This is a genomic window from Spiroplasma endosymbiont of Phycita roborella (assembly GCF_964031195.1).
In the GTDB taxonomy this organism is placed as follows: domain Bacteria; phylum Bacillota_I; class Bacilli_A; order Mycoplasmatales; family VBWQ01; genus Spiroplasma_E; species Spiroplasma_E ixodetis_A.
This window is the reverse complement of the sequence record NZ_CAXIQJ010000007.1, coordinates 44,051-63,267: the sequence shown is the minus strand read 5'-3', so window position 1 is coordinate 63,267 and position 19,217 is coordinate 44,051. Positions and strand designations below refer to the sequence as shown.

Genomic DNA, 19,217 nt, shown 5'->3' with positions numbered 1-19,217 from the left:
GAAAATTAAAGAAAGTAGGAAAAAAATGAAGTCAGAGTATAATGAAAAAAAGATTTAAATATTACAGAATTAAAACGACTTGATTTATTAAAAGAGTTATTTCCCGAAGAAATTATTAGTAAAAAAAATCTTTTTCAGATAATGAATCATTTTTATAAAAACTTAGAAGTAAAATATAAAGGTATATCTAATTATTTTGCTCCAAATATTGAAAAAACCGAAAATAGTATATTACTTAATACAATTTTTAATTTAAACAAAATGAAAATCACAGATAATATACAAAAGGGTTTTTTAAATTGTTTATTATTGAAAGGTAATGCTGAACAATTATATGCAAGTTTGTTAAAAATATCAGAAGTACAAAAGGCGCTTGATCAATTTATTGAAAGAAATAGTGAATCAGTTACAAGAAGTTTTTCTGCAACAGTAGTATTAGATATCAATAAAGAAAATACAGTATCTACTTTCGTTATTGAAAAAAATAATATTTCTTTATAATTAATTATATTTATAAACTTAAAATATTAGAAAATAATAAAAAACATTAAAGAAAATGGCTTAAATATTTAAGTATTTTATTAAAAAAAGAATTATAAAAATTACTATTATCCTATTTAAAATTTATTTAAATAGGATATTTTAAGTTATTAAAATAATTAGAAATACTTAATTATTTATTTGATAGTATGTTGTAAATAATTAATAATTTTGTTTTTTTTATATAAAATATAATATTAAATTAATAAAAAGAATAAACTTATTAAAATATAATTTGATATTGATAGTTGAACATAAAAAATAAAAACGTTATACTATCTCTGGAGTTAAATGGTAAAAGAATTAGTGTTAAATATATTTAAATATATTAATTATTAATGTTATTAAGTATCGTTTTTGTTTATGTTTGCTTTTATAATTTTTTATGTTAAGATTTGTTTTTTATTAAAATATATAGAATTAGTTTTTAAAACTAGAATTACGGAGTTTTATATATGGATATTCAGCAAGATTTTTTATGTTAAAAAGATTTTTTATGCTTGTTATGTTAAAAATGTAGTTTTACCTATTTCATTTTTAAATAATATTGGAAATAAAAAAGGTAAATGTTATGTTGGTAATAAACAAAAGTTAAGAAATAATACTGTTCGTACTAAAACTAATTTAATTCAAAAAGCATTACATAATTTTTATGATAGTAAAATGTTGAGTTTTGTTACTTTAACTTATAAAGATAATATACAAGATATTAAAAAAGCAAAAAAAGATATTCGTTTATTTTTTCTTAAATTAAAAAAATGATGAAATGACCCTAAACGTTTTGAACATTTAGGAGAATTAAAATATTTTTATGTTTATGAATATCAATCTCGTGGTGCTATTCATTTTCATATAATTTTTAATAGAAAGATACATAAAAGCATGTTAGCAGAATGATGAACTTACGGTTTTAATGATTTAAAAGTAGTTAAAAAAGGTACAAATGAATTTGTTATTAAATATTTAGGAAAATATGTTACAAAAGCAATAGATGATGTTAAATCTATAAATCAAACAGATGTAGGTGTAAAGGCTTATGCTTTTAGTCGTAATTGTAAAAATCCTATTGTGGTTCGTGGTATTAAGAAATTGACAATTGGAGATATAATTAAAGCAAGTTTTAATGCTACAAATGTATTTTATTTTAAAACTCAAAGAGATAGTAGTGGTGATACTGTTATGATTGGTGGTATTATTGAAAGTATTGTTGTAAATGATTATTTTAAAGAATATGAAGATTACGAAAGATATGTATATTTAAGTACTTTGTCCCATAAGCATTATTTACGGACTAGTGAAATAGGTTATTTAATTCAAAAAGATAAAGATGTTTTGACTTGGGCAGAGAAAGTTTTTGGTGATAAAGTTGAAAAAATAGATTTTAAGAAAAAAGTTTTACATTAGAAAAAAAACTAGTTTTTCTATATTTTTACTTGTATATATATATATATATATATATAATGGTTAATGAATACTAGTAATTACCGTAATTCTTACTAGTGTTCGTTTTTTTATTGTATTTTTATTTTTTATGTTATAATAATTTTGTAAGTATAGGTTTACCCTACTATGCTTAACTTATTAAATTTTTAATTTAATGAATTACGGAGGTTAAGTATTTTTTTATGTTTAAAGTACAGTTAGTTAATATTGAAAAAGGGCGTATTATACCCGATAAAAATAATAAAGATCAAACATTAAAGTTTGATGTTTTGAAGTTTGTAGAAATAAATAAACAAACGAGCGTGCCAACTGACCAAACACGTTATAAATGATATAATCCGGAATTTGCTAGTGATTTTAATAATTGTTTATCTACTGTTGATTTAAAAGTTGGTAATTTTTATTCACTTGAACTTGATTTAAGCGGTAATATTAAAAAACTTTCTAATTGAAAATAGTTATTTATTAAAAGGGTAATTTTAAATAATTATTAATAGGTTAGGAGTTAAGTTTAAATTATGGCTAAAAAAGATAATTGTTCATGTGAACAAGCATTTCATTTAGCAATTTATACATGTAAACTTTGTGACCAAGTTATTTGTCCTAAAAGAGTTTTGCAAAACTTATATACTAAAAAATATTATTGTCCGAATTGTATATTAGATATTGCTTTAAATAAGGCAATGAGACAACAAGAAAGTAAGTTAAATTATGAGACATAAATGTAGTGATTGAACTTATGAACGAATATATGGTTGTGAAATGTGTTACAGAGTTGCTAATGAAATGGAACGAATAAGAAAAGAGAATAAAAGAAATAAGTAAAAATTGAATAAGGGGCTTATATATGGATTATATATTTTTCATTAAGCCCCAATGGATTAGATTATAATTCATAAATAAGCTCCTTATTAGTATATAAAGTAAGGAGTTTTATTTATGCCTAATGAGTTAGAACAGATTAGTAATTATACTTTAACTAAAATTTTAAGAACTGGATTAAGTCCATTAAGTGCTATGGTTGGAGTTAGTGCTTATTATGGTCAATATTTAAAAGACCCAATTTTAGGTTCTATTAATTCTTTATTGTTTAGTAAAAAGTTGGCAATTGATATATGAAATATTAATCAGAGACCAACTACTAGAAATAAAGTTATTAATAGTTATAAAAAGATATTTTTAGGTTTAGGAACAATTGGTTTAATTAATTACGCTAAGTTTGTTCAGTATGTAGATAAGTCAATTTCTTTATTAAGAGATGAACCATGTTTTTGACCACCTAAGCCAACGTATCCACCATTTACAACTGTTAAACCGATAATTGATGTGCCTTTTGTAGATTGAGATACTTATATATCTTTAAATAGTTTTGGTGTAGTAAATGTTATTAGTGGTTTAACTGAATTAATACCTAATAGATTTCAAAATATAAGAAAGATAGCAAATATGGGTACTGGTGGTTGCTTGATTAGTAGTGGTGTTGCAATGGGTATTAATAATAATTTTAATAATTATTTTGCTATTCCTACGATTATTGTCGGAGCAAGTGAGATTATTAATACTTTATTATTGCCATTGGGAAGTACACATAATAATACTGAATTACAAGAAGTATTTATAGATGAAAGAGCAAGATTGATTAATGGCAGTGTTAATGATTATCAAAGTACAGATGACGGTATGGTTGATGTTGATTTAAATGATGATAGTATGTCAGAGATTAATTTAGATAGAGCAAGTTTAAATTGGGATTATTCTTATGCTTATACACTAGGTGGTGTTTAAAGTGAAAATATATATGTGATGAATTTTAAAATTTATGGCATTAACTGGATGTATTACATTTAGTATATTTTTAGGATTAATTCCTAGCATTATAGTTTTAGGAATTGTTGCAATTAAACCAGTATCTATCTTAATTGGTATTGTTGTGGGTTATATTGGTATTCCATGAAATAATATTAAAAATAAAATAACAAATTGAGTTTTTAAGAGAAAAGAAAATAAATTTATTAAAAAGAATGATTTAAAAGTTGAAAGAAAAAGATATGAAAAACAAAAATTAGAAAGAAAATTTCAAAATTTAAATAATCAAGTAAAAGAATTAAAACAAACATTAGAATTTCAAAGTAAATTATTAGAAATTAATAATGAAAATTTAAGAAATAATGAACAAAATAAAACTATAAGAACATTTATTTTATAAGGAGTGAATTAATTTTATGAAAAAAGATAAATGAAAAAATATGCCAAGACAAAAGTTGCATAAGAAAAAAGCAAAAAGAAATTTTGACCAAAGATTAAGTGAAAATATGAGTTTTGATAGTTTTTTAGGAGGTAGAAAATAATGGTTAAATGAATAGTTATGATAATTGCTGTTCTTGGTACTTCTTGGGCTTTTAAAGGTACTATTAAAAAGTTAGTTTGAAAATTTAAACATAGAAAACATAATGTAGTTGACCCAGATTGTTGATATTGTAAAGAACAAAAGCGTAAAGAAAGAGCAAGAAAAGAGTTAGAGGAGGGAGGTGATTAGTATGCCAAAAGGATTAAGTGCTTTAATAGAAATGATTGGAGGTATTGGCCAAAAATTATTAGAATCTTTTAGTTATGTTTTTAACTGAGTATTTGCGGAATGGGAAATGTTTAGTAATCTGTGTAACTTACAAAAATAACTATGTTTAATTAATTCTAGTAAATATAATTAAATGACTAGAAAGAGTGAGTTACAGATGGCTAAAAAAGATAACTTTAATAATAATGATCCAATATCAAAAGCAGTAGATTTATTACTAGAAAATACTGAAGATTTAACAACAGTTTTTAAACCTGGCGGTTTATATAAAGAATTAACAAAAAGATTAGTTGAAAAAATGTTGAATTCTGAAATACAAAATTATTTAGGATATGAAAAAAATCAACATAGTACTACTGAAAATGCTCGTAATGGTACAAGTTCAAAAAAATTAATAACTCAACAAGGTAAAATTGAAATTGATGTACCAAGAGATCGCAATAGTAATTTTACTCCTGTAATAGTTCCTAAAAGGCAAAGAAGATTTGATGGTTTTGATCAACAAGTTCTTTCCTTGTATGCAAAAGGAATGACATTATCTGACATTAGAATGCAGTTGCAAGAGTTATATCATGGTGCTGATATTAGTGAAAGTGTTATTAGTCAAATTACTGATGATGTTATTGATGATGTTAAAGCATGACAAAATCGACCATTAGAAAGTATTTATCCTATTGTTTATTTTGATTGTATAGTAGTTAAAGTACGACAAGATAAACGGATTATTAACAAATCAGTTTATATAGCATTAGGAGTTGATTTAGAAGGCAAAAAAGATGTTTTAGGATTATGAATTAGTGAAAATGAAGGTTCTAAGTTTTGATTATCTAATTTCACAGAAATGAAAAATCGAGGCTTAAATGATATTCTTATTGCTTGTAGTGATAATTTAACAGGCATGTCAGAAGCAATACAATCAGTTTATCCTAAAACAGAACATCAATTATGCATTGTTCATCAAATTAGAAATAGTTTAAAATATGTTTCATACAAACATCGAAAAGGTCTAGTTGCAGATTTAAAACCAATTTATAGTGCATGTAGTGAAGAACAAGCAATGCAAGCTTTAGAATCGTTTGAAAGTAAATGAAATAAACAATATCCTCAAATTACTAAATCTTGATATAAAAATTGAGATAATTTAATGGTTTTTATTAGTTATCCAGTAGAAATCAAAAGAGTGATTTATACTACAAATGCTATTGAATCTGTTAATAGTCAATTACGAAAAATCATCAGAAATAAAAAAGTTTTTCCTAATGATATGGCAGTTTTCAAAATATTTTACTTGGCAATTGAAAATATAACAAAAAAATGAACATTGCCTATTCAAAATTGAAATACAGCAATTGCTCATTTTATGATAAAATTTGAAGACAGAATTAATCTAAATTAGTAACTTTGTAAAACAAAGATACACAGATTATTAAAAAGCCTCTAATTTAGAAATTTAACTTATTTTTTTGAATACCTTTTTCTGTTGGATATTCTCTTAAAGTTTCTTCTCATGGTTTAATTTTTTCTTTTAGATTATTAATCACTTTTGGTATTTGTGGTTTTTGTTGTTTATTTAAAGACAATGAATTACTTGAAGGTAAAGAATTTGTTGATGTAGATTTCGAATGAAATCCTTCATCACTACTGCTAGATAATAATTTATTTTCTAAATCACAAATTTTCTCATTAAGTTTAAATATTTCTGATTCATATTTTTCAATCGTTTGTTCATCAACTTTGATAATTACTTTTTGTTGTTTTTGATTTAATAAGTTAAATAATAAATTACTATTATTTTGTAATAATTTATTATTATGGTTCAATAATTTATTTATATTTTCAGTTATTTTATTAATATTAGTTATTAAATTTTTATGATTTTCTTTTTTTTCATTATAAGTTAAATTTAAAGTTTCAATTTTTTTCTGATTATTTAAATTTGTTTCTTTTAATAATTCACAATTTTTCTCTTCTTGTTGAATTAAATTATTAATATTTTGATTTATATTGATTTTTCCAAATGAAAAAATTTTAATAAAAAAATTTTTAAATATATTAATTTTTTGTTTTTTTAACTTTAAAATTTGATTTTTATAATTAATTATTTTTGTTTCTATTTTTTCCTTTTGTTCACTTCAAAAAATAATATTAGTTTTAAAATTTTTTATTGTAATTTCATTTATTGAAATTTCGTTTTGAAAATAATTTCTTTCTTTTTCTAAATTTTGAATTTGTTTTTCAATTTCTTCAATATTTTTTTGATTTTCTAATATTTGACCATTAATAAAATCTTGTTCTTTTTTTGTAATCATATTTTTTAAATCTCCTTAAAAATAAAAAACTCATTTACTTTAAAAATAAAGCAATGAGTTAAAAAAACTTTATTTAGTTCTTATTGAAATTATATATGTTTATATATAAATATCAATATTATTTGTTAAAATATCCATCGGGATATTTGTCATCTCATTTTATATCTCCTTGATGTCTTGATTTAATATCAAAATACAAAAATATTTTGTGTTGATTATTCATAGGTTGTGACCATATAATTGCTCCTTTACCACCAACAGTTTTTATATGGTCATAATTATAAAATGATAAATCTTTACTATTTTCGTGGGTAAGCACCCCCCCATGATTAATCCTATTGTTCCGGTTGTAGCACCAGTTAGTGCTAATGCTAATGTTATTTTACTTAAATTTGTTTTTATTCATGTTTTCATCTTTAATTACTCCTTTTTTCCTTGATTTTACTTATAAATTGTACTATTTTTGATTATTTTTACAGTATCCTTTTAAATGTGTCATTATTTAGTGATAATTTCCTATTAGTTATCGAGTGAAAATTTCTCAAAAAGTGAAGTTAAATATACTTGGTAATAAAAATGGAAAGAAGCATGACTATGAAAGAAAAATATAAATACAAAATTATAAATGACATTGTTATTAATAAATTATCTAAACATCAAGCCAAAAATAAACTTAACCTAACTATTAGAAGAATTAACCAATTAATTCAAATTTTTAATAAAGAAGGTAAAGTTGGTTTTATTCATAAATCTCGCAATAAAATTTCTAATAAGGCAACAAAAATAGAAATTAAAAATAAAATTATAAACTTATATAAAACAAAATATTATAATTTTAATTTTCAACATTTTTAGGAAAAATTAATTAATGAAGAAAACACTAAAATTGCATATAGTACAGTTTATAATCTATTAATTCAAGAAAAAATCACTTCACCAAAAAGACATAAGAATAAAAAAAATAACTTGCATCCCACAAGAAATCGTAGAACAAATTTTGGTGAATTAATTCAAATGGATGCAAGTAATCATCATTGATTTGGTAACGATAAACCAAAAGCATTTTTACATGCTGCAATTGATGATGCTACAGGAAATATTGTTGGACTATGATTTGATCACCAAGAGACATTAGATGGTTATTATAATGTTTTTTATCAAATTTTAACTAAATATGGCATACCAAAGATATTTTATACTGATAATAGAACAGTTTTTGGATATAAGAAAAAAATTGATTCAGGTAAAATAAACACAGAAAATGACACTTATACTCAATTTCAAAAATGCTGTAATGATTTAGGTGTTGAAGTAATTAGAACCTCAATTCCACAAGCTAAAGGCAGAATTGAACGATTATTTGGAACACTTCAAAGTCGTTTAATTAGTGAATTACGACTTAATAAAATTAAAAATTTAGAAGATGGTAATAAATTTCTTAAAACATATATAAACATTTTTAATAATCAGTTTGCTTTTCCTATTGATGATAATAAATCTGCTATGGTTAAAGCTCCTACACAAAATGAAATAAATGTTTATCTTTCAAGATTTTGTAAAAGAAAAACAGATAGTGGTTCAACTATAACATATTATGGTAAAAAATATTTTCCTTATAAAAATAACAAAGTTCAATATATACAACCTAGAACTGATGGAATGGCAACCCTTTTTAGGACTATTTTTTGGTAGACATTTGTTTTTGATAACTAATTGGAGTTAGGTAGTTTAGAGTACTGTGAATTCTTATGTTGTTATATCAATTGATGTAATCAAATAATTCTAATTTTAATTGGATTAATGATGTAAAATTTTTATCATTAATAAATTCAATTTTGAAAGTTTTAAAGGTTGCTTCAGCAACAGCATTGTCATAAGGACATCCTTTTTTGCTTAAAGATCGAGTTATGTTGAAAGCTAATAAAAGTTTATCAATAGTTTTATTATTGAATTCATTACCGCGATCAGTATGAAATATTTCAATATCTTTTAAACAGTGATTTGATTGCATAAATGCTTGATATACTAATGATGCATCTTTTTTAACTCCAACACTATGTCCAATAATTTCGCGGTTAAATAGGTCGATTAATAGGCAAATATAGTTTCATTTACCATTAACTTGAACATAAGTTAAATCACTAACAATAACTTCATTTTTAATTCTATTATTAAAGTTTCTATTAACAAGATTGGTTATTTGACTATCATTGACTTTATTATGATAATTTTTGAATGATAATTTAGTGTATTTTGATATTAAATTATGCTTATTCATAATTTCTTTAATTTTTCTGCGTGATAAATAAATTTCTTGGTTTGCTAGTATGACTTTTAATCTTCTAGTACCATAAACTTCTTTATTTTCTTTAAAAGCACTAATAACAGCTTGTTCATAAATATTATTTTGAATTTTATTTTTTTTCTTTAAATTAAAATAATATGTTGATTTAGAGAGTTTTAAAAAATGACACATTGTGCGAATTTTATATTTAGATTTATTATTTGCAATAATCTCTACTTTCTGCCTATTATTAGTGCTGCTTGCTTTAAAATATCAATTTCCATTCGTAACTGTTTTAATTCTTTATTTGCTTGAATTAATTGTTTTTCTAAATCTGAAAGATTATCTTTAGTTTTAAAACTACCTGAATTAGTAAATTGCTTAATTCAATTGTAAGTAGCTGCTCTTGTAACATTGTATTCTTTAACAAGGCAAGATACTGATTTGCCACTTTGATATAAAGCTACTATTTGTTTTTTAAATTCATCTGAATATGAGTTAATAGTGACCATAATTATAATTCCTTTCTTTTAACTAATTTGTTCACTTGTCTATGTAATTAGTGTCCAATAAAGTGTAACCCATCCATCTTGGTATAATGTCTGGAAATAAAGGAAAGTATGTAAAAGAATATAATAATTGTAAAAATTTAATTAATAATGGTCAATATGAACAATTAATTGATTATTTATATAAAGAATTAGATAATCATAAAAAATTAAAGAAAAAATATTTTAAAAATAATAAACAAGGTATTGAAAATCAAAGTGCAAAGTGAAATATTGGTTGTTATACTGAAACTAATATTTGACATGTTTTAAAAGAAATGCTTGGTAATAGAACATATAATATTTTAATTTATATTAAAATGGTTATTTCTAAATGTAATAAAATAAATACAGAGATACAATTATTATAAATTAAAAATTTAGTTTTTTTTAAAAAAAAACTAAAAATAAATTAAAACTTATTAAATGCACTTTAGTAAGAATTTTTGTTGTGTATAAATATTAAATTTATTTTAGTAATTTTTAAAATTAAGTATTTTAGTTGAAATATCTTTTAAAAAATAGTAAGATGAATGTACAATTTCATAAAAATCCAAATTATTTCTTGTCTAAAATATAATAAGACTATATAAGATTTAATTTATTCCGGATTTTTGATAATCTCCCTCAAGTACATATTGAATGTCAAGGTCAAAAAGGACCAGAATATGTACTAACAGAACAAGAAATTAAAGAAGCGGATGTCGTTATTTTAGCAACAGATGTTGCAATTGACTTAGAACGTTTTATTGGTAAAAAAACATATACTTGTGGTACAAAACCAGTAGTTAAAGATGCTAAACAAACTATTAAAGAAAGTTTAACAAAAGCAAAAATATACGGTGAAACCAATGGAAATAGTGGTGATTTTATTTTAAATGCTTCGAAAGGTAAACCACCAATTTTAAAACATTTATTAAGTGGAGTATCATATATGATACCATTTGTTGTTTTTGCTGGTTTAATTTTTGCTATTGTTGGTGGTATCGCAAAAGGCACTTTTGGTAATGGATTTGAATTTAAAAATTCATGAGAAGAACAACTTGCTTGATTAAAAACAAATCCACCGGGAGTTAATTCTGGATTAATTGGTGGTACAACGCTAATGCATGTATTAATGATTATTACATTTTTATTAGTATCACCTGGTACGGGAATGTGATTTGGATGAGGAGTGTTTAATCTTACTGCTAGTTCTAAAATTGATGCAAGTCAACCTTTTCAGAGTAATGCTAATGTTTCATGAACATTATTTAGTGCTCTTTATGGAGGACTAATGGCTGGTTATTTAGTTAGATTTGTAAATTCATGAAAAGTGCCAAAATGATTATTACCAATTATGCCAATTATTATTATTCCTGTTTTTTGTACAGCAATTATTGCAATTCCAACAGCTTTCTTTTTAGCAGCACCGTTTGGATATGTAATGGGTGCATTGGATTATGGTTTAAGTTGAATGGGGTTACATCCAAATATAGGGTTTTTAGTTGGATTATTATTAGGAGCAATGGTTGGATTTGATATGGGTGGTCCAATTAATAAAACAGCTGTTCTTGTTGCAACATCATTAATGGTACAAGATGGTGGTCGATTAATGGGACCAGTAGCAGCAGCGATTCCGATTGCACCATTGGGTTGTGCATTAACATCAACAGTATTTAGTCGTAAATTATTTACAAAACAAGAACAATCATTAGGGTGAAATGCCTGATTATTAGGGTTTATGGGAATTTCTGAATCTGCTATTCCATTTGCAGTGAGAGATACATGAAGAACAATAGTTGCTAATGTTATTGGTAGTGCTGTTGCGGGTGCTTTAGCATTTGGTTTTGGTGTACTTGGTCATGTTGGGGCTTGAGGTTCTTTTATTATTGCTTTATTTGGTGGTGTTACTAATATTGATGGTAGTTATATTGGTATTTTATGATATGCAGTAGCTATTATTATTGGTACGGTAGTACAATCTATTATTTATACTTCACTTTTATTGCAAAAGCAAGGATTATATAGATCTTCAATTTTAACGTTATTAAATAAAATTGGAATTAAAACTAAAAATAAAAAAAGAAAATAATATTAATATATGAATAATAAAAAAAATTGATGATTTGAAAATCAATATAGTCGAAGTACAATAACTATTGATGATAAAAAAATAACTATTTATCATAAAGGATTAACAACTTTTAGTTTAAAAAAACAAACTAAAAATACTATTATGATTAATAATATTAATTATTTAGTTCTTAGAAAGCCAACTTTTTGACAGTGTGGGTACCTTTATTTTGTTTTAAAAAATGAAATTGAAAAAACTAATAATCAAGAAATTTTATTATCTAATTTATGTATAGCCTTCAAACGAAAAAATGAATTTAAAGAAGCAGAAGAAATTAAGAGTATTATTGATAATTTAATTATTTAAACTAAAAAAGCATTTTATGTCATTATTTAGTGATAATTTCCTATTAGTTATCGAGTGAAAATTTCTCAAAAAGTGAAGTTAAATATACTTGGTGATAAAAATGGAAAGAAGCATGACTATGAAAGAAAAATATAAATACAAAATTATAAATGACATTGTTATTAATAAATTATCTAAACATCAAGCCAAAAATAAACTTAACCTAACTATTAGAAGAATTAACCAATTAATTCAAATTTTTAATAAAGAAGGTAAAGTTGGTTTTATTCATAAATCTCGCAATAAAATTTCTAATAAGGCAACAAAAATAGAAATTAAAAATAAAATTATAAACTTATATAAAACAAAATATTATAATTTTAATTTTCAACATTTTCAGGAAAAATTAATTAATGAAGAAAACACTAAAATTGCATATAGTACAGTTTATAATCTATTAATTCAAGAAAAAATGACTTCACCAAAAAGACATAAGAATAAAAAAAATAACTTGCATCCCACAAGAAATCGTAGAACAAATTTTGGTGAATTAATTCAAATGGATGCAAGTAATCATCATTGATTTGGTAACGATAAACCAAAAGCATTTTTACATGCTGCAATTGATGATGCTAAAGGAAATATTGTTGGACTATGATTTGATCACCAAGAGACATTAGATGGTTATTATAATGTTTTTTATCAAATTTTAACTAAATATGGCATACCAAAGATATTTTATACTGATAATAGAACAGTTTTTGGATATAAGAAAAAAATTTATTTAGGTAAAATAAACACAGAAAATGACACTTATACTCAATTTCAAAAATGCTGTAATGATTTAGGTGTTGAAGTAATTAGAACCTCAATTCCACAAGCTAAAGGCAGAATTGAACGATTATTTGGAACACTTCAAAGTCGCTTAATTAGTGAATTACGACTTAATAAAATTAAAAATTTAGAAGATGGTAATAAATTTCTTAAAACATATATAAACATTTTTAATAATCAGTTTGCTTTTCCTATTGATGATAATAAATCTGCTATGGTTAAAGCTCCTACACAAAATGAAATAAATGTTTATCTTTCAAGATTTTGTAAAAGAAAAACAGATAGTGGTTCAACTATAACATATTATGGTAAAAAATATTTTCCTTATAAAAATAACAAAGTTCAATATATACAACCTAGAACTGATGTAATTGTACTTAAATCATTTATTAATGAATTCTATCTTAGTTATAATAATAAAATATATGAACTAAAAGAAATAGCATTAAAACCAATTATTAAAGAAGATTTGATAAAAACTAAAAAAGTTTATATACCAAATAAAGACCATCCTTGAAGATATGGATATCAATAATTTTTAATTAAAAGTAAAAAAACATATTTTAGAAGAGATTTATTTTATTAATACTAAACCATATAAAATTTTAAAACATTTGTATATGAGCAAATTTGGTGTCTTAAAATCAATTTTAAAGATATAAAGATATTGCAAATGCAATATCTTCCCCTTTTACATCTGTGGTGAGCTTGGTTTATATCCACTTGTTAAAGGTTGATTTTCACTGTTTGCACTGCGTTTTCATTGTTCAAAAATTGAATCAAAATCATAATCTAAACTTGATTTTAATTTTAAATATTTTCCTACATTATCAACCCTTTTTTGTCCTTTTGATTCGATTTTATCTTCTAAATCATATATATTTAATTTTTCAATATATGGAATTATTTTATATTTCTTTTTTAAATTTTCATTTAATGTTTTTAGATATATTTCTAGTTTTTCTATTTCTTCTTTAAGATTTTTTTCAGTATTTATTATATTATCTAATTCTTTATTATCTTTAATTTTACCCTCTAATTTTTTTATTTCAGAATAATAAAATTCATAAACTGGTGAATTAGGTTTAACTTTAAACATTTTTTATTTTCTCCTTTGAATAAATAATAAAAAAACTCATTTATTTTATCTTAAAATAAATGAGTTAAAAACTTATATAATTTTTTGTATAAATTAATTATACAAAAAATTTTAAAAAATTAAAAAACTTTATTTCTATTTTTATCTAGAAAAGAATTTATTTGGAATTTATGTTTATTTAACAGTATAACTTTTCAAAATAATTTATTTTTTAAAAAATATTTTTGGGAAATTTTCACTCGATATTGACATAATGTTTATCTATTTTTATAAATAATATGGAAACTATTTATTATTATTTTACAGTTTTTTTTATTAAAATATTAATTTTTAAGAAAAGTTTTAGTAGTAGTTATCCAATTGATAACTTTCTTCTTTTTTCGCTATCATTTTTTTCTGTATTTTCTAATTTACGCTTTTCTTTGTTAACTTCTTCTTTTGTTAATCATTCTTTTACTTTATTAAAATCTGTTTTCTTTTCTTCTGATCAATTTGTATCATCTTCATCTAATATTGCATCTAGGTATATCTTAAAAATTGCTTTTTTATTATCAGATAAATTTTGATCAGTTTGATATTTTTTGAAATTATGAAAAGCAGTTACTCGTTGTTCTAAAACATCTTTTTGTAATTCATTAAAATTAGGACAATTTGGAAGTTTTTTAATAAATGTTATAATTTTTGAATCAACATATGATAAATCATCTAACATACTATCTACTTCTTCTTTTATCTCATTATCAAGAAGATAATTTTTATTTTTAAAAGGATTACTATCTATTTTGTTAATATCAGTTAATACACTATTAACCAAATAATTAGTAACTTCTTTTAAGTTATATTTAATAGCTAAAGTTCATCAAGTTAATCCTTCTCTAGTTATATAATTATTATAGTTACATTCATTTGTTATTAAAAAATCAATAATCATCATTTCAATTTGATTTTGATTTCTTGGTAATTGATGTAATCAATCAATTATCATATCTTTAAATTTAAAAGGTTTTTCATTATTTTTATTTTTAATATCAAAATTAATTTCTAAATCACCATTTTCATTTTTTAATAATAGTGTTCTTATAATTTTTTTATTATTACTTCTAATTGCTCTATGTAATATAGTGTTATTAAACTCATCAATAGGTGTATTAATATCAAAATATTTGCAATTTTCTATTATTTCTAACATATCAAAATTGTTGTTTAGGATTGCTATTTCATAAGGTATATTACCATTATCATCTATTTGATAAAAATTAGTTTTTTAGTGATGGCAAAATTAATTCTAAAATCAGTTTTATTACCTTCTTTAGCAATAATATGTAAAAGATTTTGATTTTTAATATTAACACTATTAATATTAAAATGAGAATTATTTTGAAAATCATTAACTAATTCACGAATTTCTTTATTTGTCGGATATGCATCAGCTTTATTAATTTCTTGTATTAATAATTTGCAAAATGGAGTTTCATTTTGCAAATTTACTAAATTGGGATTAACTTGTGAATTATTAATTAGTTGCTTTGCTATATTTTTAAACTCTCCTCCAAGTTTTCAGTCTACAATATATTGTTTCATAATTGCTAAATGTAAAGGTGAATTTCCTTCAATATCTTGTTGATTTAAAAAATTTTTATCATTTTTTTTAAAATTTATTAATCAATTAATAAGTTTTATTTTATTAGTTGTAAATTCTATTAATTCACTTGAAGTTTCTCAACCTTCCTCGTGTGGATCATAGTTATATTCATCTTCTATTTCTGCTCCTTCATCTAAATCTAATAAAAAACTATTATGAAGGGCATTTCTATTATTATTATCTAAACCAATAACTTCCTCATCACTAATGTTTGGATTATTCATAAAATCTTCAATAATAGAAAATTGAATTTTTTTATTTTGAAATTGATCAATAAGGTAATTTAATGTTAGCATACTTTTATCTGTTCCTATCTATAATATGAAATTCCTGTTACTTTATTAAAAGTAACAGGAATACAAAAACTTTCTTTAATTTTACACTTATTTATATCATAATTTTTAAAAAAATCGAATACATTTATCTTAAAATTAAAATTTAGTTTACAATCAGCGTTTATTAACCTTTATATATATCATTTTTAATAATTGACTAGCAATGAAATAAACAATGACAACGCCAGCTAAATAAGCATAAAAAATTAAAGGAATTGGTGTTAAACCAATAGTAGCTCCTAATTGTGTATATGGAATACTAATGCCAATAATAGTAATTATAATTGTTGTTAAAAATAGCTGATGAGATGGCATACTTTGAATAAAAGGTACCTTAGAAGTTCGTAATAATTGTACAATTAATGTTTGTGAAGTAACTCCTAAAATAAATCATCCAGTATGAAATAATGATTGTTGATATATGCCAGCAGCACTATTAGGATCTACATTAGCAAAGTTGGAAAATATATGTAAACCGTATCCTAAAAATAAAAAGGTGGTTATATCAAATATTGAACTTAGCGGTCCATTCCAGAATGCAAAAGGTAAAATGCTTTTTGCATTTCATTTTTGTGGTTTTTTAATAAAGTCTTCATCAACCCTATCTCAAGGAATTGCTAATTGAGAAATATCATATAATAAATTTTGTAGTAAAATTTGAATTGCCATCATTGGTAAAAAAGGTAATCAAATTGAAGCAATTAAAATACTTAATGAATTACCAAAATTAGAGGAAATAGTAATTTTAATATATTTTAAAATATTACCAAAAGTATTTCTACCACTGATCACTCCTTGCTCTAAAACATCTAAATCTTTTTCTAATAAAATAATATCAGATGCTTCTTTGGCAATATCAGTAGCACTATTAACAGATATTCCAACATCAGCGTGATGCAAAGCAACAGCATCATTAATACCATCACCTAAAAAGCCAACAGTGTGACCATTTAACTTTAAAATATCAATAATTCTTGATTTTTGTAATGGGTCCATTTTCGCAAAAATAGTAGTTTTATTTACTAATGCTTGTAAATGTTGATCATCCATATCTTCAATGTCACTACCTAATAAAGGAATTCCTGGTTCTAACCCCACCTTTTTACAAATTGCTTTAGTAACAATTTCATTATCACCAGTCAAAATTTTAACATCAATTCCGTGTTGATTAAGAGTTGTTATTGCTTTAATAGCACTAGGTTTAGGTACATCTAAAAAACCTATATATCCTAATAAAACTAAATTAGATTCATCTTCTATTTTAAAAATTGTTTTGTCACTAGCAAAGTCTTGATAACCAATTGCAATTACTCGTAAACCATCATTATTTAATTCCGTACTTAATTTTAAAACATTTTCTTTAATTTTATCAGTTAAGGCAATTACTTTCCCTCCAATTTCAACTTTAGTACAAATTTTTAATATTTCTTCTACTGCTCCTTTGCAAATTAAAGTATTATTAATTTTATCTTTTGAAACTACTATTGACATTCGTCTTCTTATAAAATCAAAAGGTATTTCATCAATTTTACGATAGGGCATTTCAACTATTTTATTATGATGAGCTTTAATGTGTTGGACAATTGTTTTATCAATATTATTTTTTAATCCAGTTTGTAAAGAACTATTTAAATATGCCATTTCTAAAACTTTGTTTGATTCAACACCTTCTGGATCTAAGTGTTTAACCAACTCAATTCTATCCTCAGTTAAAGTACCAGTTTTATCAGTGCATAAAACATCCATTGCACCAAAACTTTGAATACTAGTTAAATTTTTAACAATTACTTTTTTATGTGATAATCTAATTGCACCTTTTGCTAAGTTAGCACTAACAATCATTGGTAGCATTTCGGGGGTAATACCAACAGCAACTGATATTGAAAATATTAACGCTGTTAAAATATTATTTTTAGTAATTACATTAACAATAAATATTAATGGTACCATTACACACATAAAACCAATAAGAATGTAAGTAACTTTTTTAATACCTTTACTAAAACTAGTAACAGGACGTTTACTAGTTACTGCACTAGCAATTGATCCAAAATAAGTATTAACACCTGATGCAATAACAATAGCAATAGCACCACCTGAAACAATACTAGTACCCATAAAACATATGTTTTCTAATTCTAGGATACTACTTTTTTTATTATCATCTTTAGTATGAATAGCGTGTTTTTCAACAGGAAATGTTTCACCAGTTAGTGCCGATTGATTAATAAATAGATCGGTTGAAACTAAAATTCGAACGTCAGCAGGAATCATATCACCAGAAGATAAGAAAATAATATCACCTGGTACTAAATTTTCAATTAATACTTCTTTTGTAAAATTGGCAACACTATTTAAAGCATTAAAATCAATTTTTTTATTTTTATTACTAAATCTAAAAACACTGGCTGTTGTTTCAATTAATTGTCGTAATTTTTCTGAAGATTTATAGGAACGATAATCTTGAAAGTAAGATATAAAAACACTCAAAATAATCATTACTAAAACAATAATAGCACTGTACAAATCAACATTTTTATCAGTATTAGTATCAATAATACTGTAACTAATAAAATTATAGATAACTATTATCATTAAAACAATAATAAAAGGATTAAAAATATTGTGCATTAATTTTTTGTATCAAACAAATCGTTTATGAGAAAAAACATTTTTACCATATTTTTTAAGTCTGTCTTCTACTTCTTCCTTTTTTAATCCGTACATACTACCATCTAATTGTTGGATAACTTCTTCTTTCGATAGTTGCGAAAATTGTTTAAACATGGTTGTTGTTTTTTGTTCTATATGCTTCTTTTTAAAAAATTGCATTATCAACCAACCTTTCTTCAAACGTATAATTTAATTGTATACTAAAATCAAAAGAACTTTATTTTAGTGAATAAAGTTCTTAAAACTACCAAATATTTAAGAATAATATTCTTCTATTTTCAATAAAAATTTGTATTATTTTAAATACAAATTATTTATATCAAAAATAGGAGTAAACATCAATGATTTAAAAGGAGTTGAAATATAATTATAAATCTTCTAATCAATTTTCTATATTTATTAATCAAATATGATAGTATTTAGTTAAACTTGATATGAGTTTTATATGAGTTTTTAAGCTATTATTTTTAAATAAGAATAATAGTTTTTTATTTAGAAAAATGAAAGGAAATATAAATTAATTATTTAAAAAAT

The 19,217-nt window shown here is 23.2% G+C and carries 22 protein-coding genes and 2 pseudogenes; 16 read left to right on the top strand and 8 right to left on the bottom strand.

Features of this window, described 5'->3' with window-relative positions:
- The first annotated feature begins 141 nt into the window (after positions 1–141).
- The 10 genes from AAHM95_RS09415 (at position 142) to AAHM95_RS09370 (ending at position 5,954) form a co-directional block, all read left to right on the top strand.
- Complete coding sequence (locus AAHM95_RS09415) at positions 142–501, top strand: hypothetical protein (RefSeq protein ID WP_342274745.1); 360 nt, start codon at positions 142–144, stop codon at positions 499–501.
- A 402-nt stretch (positions 502–903) separates the two neighbouring features.
- On the top strand, positions 904–1,944 hold the full coding sequence (locus tag AAHM95_RS09410) for a rolling circle replication-associated protein (RefSeq protein ID WP_342274744.1): 1,041 nt from the start codon (positions 904–906) through the stop codon (positions 1,942–1,944).
- A gap of 221 nt (positions 1,945–2,165) precedes the next feature.
- A complete protein-coding gene (locus tag AAHM95_RS09405) occupies positions 2,166–2,441 on the top strand; it encodes a hypothetical protein (RefSeq protein WP_342274743.1) in 276 nt (91 codons plus the stop codon).
- Between the two features lie 60 nt (positions 2,442–2,501).
- Positions 2,502–2,705, top strand: coding sequence for a hypothetical protein (locus AAHM95_RS09400; protein ID WP_342274742.1), 204 nt, complete (start codon positions 2,502–2,504; stop codon positions 2,703–2,705).
- A gap of 217 nt (positions 2,706–2,922) precedes the next feature.
- Entirely contained in the window at positions 2,923–3,768 is an 846-nt protein-coding gene (locus AAHM95_RS09395) for a hypothetical protein (RefSeq protein WP_342274741.1), read from the top strand.
- Between the two features lies 1 nt (position 3,769).
- Positions 3,770–4,189 carry a hypothetical protein gene (locus AAHM95_RS09390; protein ID WP_174480868.1) on the top strand — a complete coding sequence of 140 codons (420 nt, stop codon included), beginning with the start codon at positions 3,770–3,772 and terminating at the stop codon, positions 4,187–4,189.
- Positions 4,190–4,205: 16 nt separating this feature from the next.
- Positions 4,206–4,331: a hypothetical protein gene (locus AAHM95_RS09385; RefSeq protein ID WP_342274740.1), complete on the top strand. Its 126-nt coding sequence runs from the start codon at positions 4,206–4,208 to the stop codon at positions 4,329–4,331.
- The gene (locus AAHM95_RS09380; protein WP_342274739.1) at positions 4,331–4,519 is read left to right on the top strand and encodes a hypothetical protein; all 189 of its coding nucleotides are present in this window, start codon (positions 4,331–4,333) and stop codon (positions 4,517–4,519) included. Before AAHM95_RS09385 ends, AAHM95_RS09380 begins: the two co-directional genes overlap by 1 nt.
- Before the next feature lies 1 nt (position 4,520).
- Positions 4,521–4,658 (top strand): hypothetical protein, encoded by a 138-nt coding sequence (locus AAHM95_RS09375; protein ID WP_342274738.1) that lies wholly within the window; start codon positions 4,521–4,523, stop codon positions 4,656–4,658.
- Between the two features lie 57 nt (positions 4,659–4,715).
- The gene (locus AAHM95_RS09370) at positions 4,716–5,954 is read left to right on the top strand and encodes an IS256 family transposase (RefSeq protein WP_342274699.1); all 1,239 of its coding nucleotides are present in this window, start codon (positions 4,716–4,718) and stop codon (positions 5,952–5,954) included.
- Positions 5,955–6,000: 46 nt separating this feature from the next.
- Here AAHM95_RS09370 and AAHM95_RS09365 read toward each other — a convergent pair whose 3' ends face one another.
- From AAHM95_RS09365 to AAHM95_RS09355, 3 genes are all read right to left on the bottom strand, one after another.
- Positions 6,001–6,867 (bottom strand): hypothetical protein, encoded by an 867-nt coding sequence (locus tag AAHM95_RS09365; RefSeq protein WP_281748376.1) that lies wholly within the window; start codon positions 6,865–6,867, stop codon positions 6,001–6,003.
- Between the two features lie 118 nt (positions 6,868–6,985).
- Positions 6,986–7,186, bottom strand: a complete 201-nt coding sequence (locus AAHM95_RS09360; protein WP_342274737.1) for a hypothetical protein — start codon at positions 7,184–7,186, stop codon at positions 6,986–6,988.
- Positions 7,132–7,281 (bottom strand): hypothetical protein, encoded by a 150-nt coding sequence (locus tag AAHM95_RS09355; protein ID WP_342274736.1) that lies wholly within the window; start codon positions 7,279–7,281, stop codon positions 7,132–7,134. The genes AAHM95_RS09360 and AAHM95_RS09355 overlap by 55 nt, the downstream gene beginning before the upstream one ends.
- A 162-nt stretch (positions 7,282–7,443) precedes the next feature.
- Between AAHM95_RS09355 and AAHM95_RS09345 the strand changes: the two are divergent.
- Positions 7,444–8,523: pseudogene (locus AAHM95_RS09345) on the top strand (ISNCY family transposase); the annotation flags it as partial.
- Positions 8,524–8,545: 22 nt separating this feature from the next.
- Here the strand turns inward: AAHM95_RS09345 and AAHM95_RS09340 are convergent.
- A protein-coding gene (locus AAHM95_RS09340) for an IS3 family transposase (protein WP_338975281.1) occupies positions 8,546–9,663 on the bottom strand; the annotation gives its coding sequence in 2 pieces (ribosomal slippage) (positions 8,546–9,393 and positions 9,393–9,663; 1,119 coding nt in all).
- Between the two features lie 86 nt (positions 9,664–9,749).
- Between AAHM95_RS09340 and AAHM95_RS09335 the strand changes: the two genes are divergently transcribed.
- The 5 genes and pseudogenes from AAHM95_RS09335 to AAHM95_RS09320 all read left to right on the top strand — a co-directional run bounded on the left by AAHM95_RS09335 (position 9,750) and on the right by AAHM95_RS09320 (position 13,469).
- Positions 9,750–10,070 (top strand): hypothetical protein, encoded by a 321-nt coding sequence (locus AAHM95_RS09335; RefSeq protein WP_342274734.1) that lies wholly within the window; start codon positions 9,750–9,752, stop codon positions 10,068–10,070.
- 218 nt (positions 10,071–10,288) lie between these two features.
- A pseudogene (locus tag AAHM95_RS09695) lies at positions 10,289–10,504 on the top strand (PTS fructose transporter subunit IIB); the annotation flags it as partial.
- Positions 10,505–10,633: 129 nt separating this feature from the next.
- A complete protein-coding gene (locus AAHM95_RS09330; RefSeq protein ID WP_342274733.1) occupies positions 10,634–11,773 on the top strand; it encodes a hypothetical protein in 1,140 nt (379 codons plus the stop codon).
- 9 nt (positions 11,774–11,782) lie between these two features.
- Positions 11,783–12,121 (top strand): hypothetical protein, encoded by a 339-nt coding sequence (locus tag AAHM95_RS09325; RefSeq protein ID WP_338962903.1) that lies wholly within the window; start codon positions 11,783–11,785, stop codon positions 12,119–12,121.
- Positions 12,122–12,221: 100 nt separating this feature from the next.
- Complete coding sequence (locus tag AAHM95_RS09320; protein ID WP_342274732.1) at positions 12,222–13,469, top strand: ISNCY family transposase; 1,248 nt, start codon at positions 12,222–12,224, stop codon at positions 13,467–13,469.
- Positions 13,470–13,625: 156 nt separating this feature from the next.
- Here the strand turns inward: AAHM95_RS09320 and AAHM95_RS09315 are convergent, their stop codons facing one another.
- From AAHM95_RS09315 to mgtA, 4 genes are all read right to left on the bottom strand, one after another.
- Positions 13,626–14,033 carry a hypothetical protein gene (locus AAHM95_RS09315; protein ID WP_342273977.1) on the bottom strand — a complete coding sequence of 136 codons (408 nt, stop codon included), beginning with the start codon at positions 14,031–14,033 and terminating at the stop codon, positions 13,626–13,628.
- A gap of 352 nt (positions 14,034–14,385) precedes the next feature.
- On the bottom strand, positions 14,386–15,222 hold the full coding sequence (locus AAHM95_RS09310; RefSeq protein WP_342274731.1) for a hypothetical protein: 837 nt from the start codon (positions 15,220–15,222) through the stop codon (positions 14,386–14,388).
- A gap of 53 nt (positions 15,223–15,275) precedes the next feature.
- Entirely contained in the window at positions 15,276–15,971 is a 696-nt protein-coding gene (locus AAHM95_RS09305; protein WP_342274730.1) for a hypothetical protein, read from the bottom strand.
- A 147-nt stretch (positions 15,972–16,118) separates the two neighbouring features.
- Positions 16,119–18,842 carry a magnesium-translocating P-type ATPase gene (gene mgtA / locus AAHM95_RS09300; RefSeq protein ID WP_342274729.1) on the bottom strand — a complete coding sequence of 908 codons (2,724 nt, stop codon included), beginning with the start codon at positions 18,840–18,842 and terminating at the stop codon, positions 16,119–16,121.
- Between the last annotated feature and the right edge of the window lie 375 nt (positions 18,843–19,217).